Source organism: Robiginitalea aurantiaca, assembly GCF_030380815.1.
GTDB classification, from domain to species: Bacteria; Bacteroidota; Bacteroidia; order Flavobacteriales; family Flavobacteriaceae; genus Robiginitalea; species Robiginitalea aurantiaca.
The window spans coordinates 1-1,271 of record NZ_JAUDUY010000027.1 but is presented as its reverse complement, the minus strand read 5'-3'; the positions used below and the strand labels follow the sequence as shown (position 1 = coordinate 1,271).

Here is a 1,271-nt window from a genome sequence, read left to right as displayed (position 1 = left end):
TCCGACACGGAGAATTGATCGAAGTTAGCTGTAAACTGTGTGCCATTTCGGTGTGTGGCGAAGATTCCTGCAAAAGTGACGTCAGATACCGAAGGAGAGAGTACCCTTCCCGTGAGGTATTCAGCAGGAAGTGCCAGGTTGTCGAACCCGGTTTTCACTACCTGTATAAAAGGACCATCTGCAATAGCGTAAAAGGCTGTAATGGTTTGTGCTGAAGGGTCGATAACCATTCTGAGGGTTACATCCTGGCCCGAAACACCCACGCCATTGACCTGTATTTGATCCGGGGTATCGGCACCGTTTACAGAGACCCCTCCGATTTCACGCCTTAGTTCAACATTGTCCCCATTGACATCGAGCTTGACAAAGTTATCTTCGTCAAAACCGAACCAGATACCTGCCTGAGCGGAATTCCCTCCAGTGGTAATTCCCAGCATTTTGGTTTCCAGGGTAAGGATACCGTTAATCTCCTGCAAGCCAACTCCCAGGGTATTGACCTGGTTGTTGTTGTTGCTACTAGCAGGTGGGTCCAGGTATGCTATACCTGCTTGAGAAAGGATACTCAGGGAGCCACCATTCAGTGTAAGTAGTGAAGGTTCGTATCCATTGATGTCAGGATTTGAGATTGCCAGATCCCCAGCACGTCGGGCTTCCGAGTGTTCGAGTACTGCTGTAAAACCAGTTCCCAGTCCAGTTGCATCGGCCAGGGTATTTGGGACTTCAGCACTGAAATCGAGATTAACAGGCAGTGCGGTAACCACCTGATCGCAATCCAGGGGGCTAAGTGGGTTACAAGGGGTTAGTGGTGGGGTTACAGTCAGGTCCGCCTGGAGTACTGCAGGCTGAAAGCCCTTTGCAGTAGCGATTGCGGTTCCGGACCGTGTATCGGCAGCAACCAACGCAGTGGCATCCAATCCAAAATCGAGGCTTCCAAGGGCAAGGGAGCCTGGAAGAGAAAGCCAGCCATTACTTTCCGTTTCATTATCATCTATGATCAGGCCCAGGGTTCCTGCTCCAGGTCCTTCGAGGGTGCTGGAAAAAGAACCTGTTTCGCCTTCTGCCAGAGATTCAGATGCGGTATTGGGAGTAAAGGCCAGGACCCCACTGACGGGAGTTCCGGTACTTTCAACGACATTGATGTAGGTGATTTTAGAGTTGAATCCCCCCAGGCCGTTTATGGTGAGCAATCCATCGGTTACTTCGACGATCATGGTAGCCGTACGTACTTCTCCCGGGACAGGTGTCAAGGCCGGGATAATCGTATATCCTTC

The 1,271-nt window shown here is 50.9% G+C and carries 1 protein-coding gene; it reads right to left on the bottom strand.

Annotation, left to right across the window (positions count from 1 at the left end; all coding sequences use genetic code 11):
• A partial coding sequence (locus QU605_RS15280) for a hypothetical protein (protein WP_289726198.1) occupies positions 1-1,271 on the bottom strand: 1,271 nt, incomplete at both ends.